At 68.5% G+C, this 1408-nt stretch carries 1 protein-coding gene and 1 pseudogene; both read right to left on the bottom strand.

Annotation, left to right across the window (positions count from 1 at the left end; all coding sequences use genetic code 11):
- Positions 1–222 precede the first annotated feature (222 nt).
- Positions 223–1083, bottom strand: coding sequence for a UbiA-like polyprenyltransferase (locus FVW20_RS15180; RefSeq protein WP_196610262.1), 861 nt, complete (start codon positions 1081–1083; stop codon positions 223–225).
- A gap of 47 nt (positions 1084–1130) precedes the next feature.
- A pseudogene (locus FVW20_RS15175) lies at positions 1131–1408 on the bottom strand (HD family phosphohydrolase); the annotation flags it as partial.

The raw sequence follows: 1408 nt of genomic DNA, 5'->3' as shown, positions 1-1408 counted from the left end.
CCCGCATCGGCGGCCACCTGCGCGGCGGCTTCGCGCAGCCGCCCGGCCGCCTCGCCGTCCATGCCGATGCCGTCATGCGGCACGGGTACCGCCACCTGCCAGCCGTACATGGCCTGCACCCGGCGGCGGTTGTATTCCTGCGCCATGGTCAGCCGCATGGAGGACCTCCCGGCGGTGGAAACCGAAGACAGCCAAGGCCGAAGGGCGCCCGTGGCGCCCGCTCTACCCGAAATACAACCCCAGCAACGCCCCCCCCAGCACCATGAAGGCGATGACGCCGTTCAGGGTGAAGAAGGCCATGTTCACCCGCGACATGTCGTCGGGGCTGATGATGCGGTGCTCCCACGCCAGCACCCCGGCGATGACCGCCCACACCGCGTACCACGGCCAGCCCAGCGAGGCGGACCAGCCCGCCAGCAGCAGGAAGATGGCCGCGTTGGCGTGGCAGAAGCCGGAAACCACCAGTGCGGTGGGCAGGCCGAAGTGGGCGGGCACGGCGTGCAGCCCCATGGACCTGTCGAACTCCATGTCCTGGCACGAATACAGGATGTCGAACCCGGCCACCCAGAACAGCACCCCCCAGAACAGCAGCACGGCGGGCACGGTGAACTGCGGGTCCACGGCTATCCACCCGGCCACCGGAGCCAGCCCCAGCACCCCGCCGAGAAAGAAGTGGCACAGCCAGGTGAACCGCTTCAGCAGGCTGTACGAGGCGGCCACCAGCAGCGCCACGGGGGCAAGGTACAGGCACAGCCGGTTCATCCCGGCGCAGGCCGCCACGAACAGCACGGCCATGAACACGGTGAAGACCCAGGTCCAGGCCACGGAAATTTCGCCGGTGACCAGCGGACGACCAGCGGTGCGCGGGTTGAGCCGGTCGTACTTCAGATCCACCAGGCGGTTGAAGGCCATGGCGAACGAACGCACGGCCACCATGGCCACGGTAAGCACCAGCAGGGGCGCCAGGCCCGGCCAGCCCCCGGCGGCCAGAAAGGCGCCGGCATAGGCAAAGGGCAGCGCGAACACCGAGTGCTCGATCTTGATCATGCGGCAGATGGCCGCGATGCGCGAAAAGGGATTCATGGGGTGCGTCCGGTTCCGTTCTGTTCAGTTTGATGGTGCATGCCGTTTCAGGCAGCCGATTCACGGCACTCCGCATCGTCCGGCTCATGCGCCAGAGCTTCGCGCACCAGGCCGAATTCATGACGTGCCCGCTCCTGCGCCTGACGGCGAGCAGCATCCATTTCCTCGTACCGCGAGAGCAGCAGGTCCACAAGCTCGGCGTCCAGCTTGCCGTCGCGGGCCTGTTCGCGCAGCACGGCGCGGGCCGCGTCGGGCGGCATGCCGCCCCGGTAGGGGCGGTCCTCCGCAATGGCCGTGAACACGTCGGCCACGGCCACGATGCGCG

Source organism: Nitratidesulfovibrio oxamicus, assembly GCF_015731765.1.
Taxonomy (GTDB): Bacteria; Desulfobacterota; Desulfovibrionia; order Desulfovibrionales; family Desulfovibrionaceae; genus Cupidesulfovibrio; species Cupidesulfovibrio oxamicus.
Note: the sequence above shows the minus strand (reverse complement) of the source record. Positions and strands in the feature narration are given on the sequence as shown.

Bases quoted from the DNA above. Each gene is read 5' to 3' on its own strand.
- FVW20_RS15180 (WP_196610262.1), bottom strand. From the start codon at position 1,083: ATGAATCCCTTTTCGCGCATCGCGGCCATCTGCCGCATGATCAAGATC.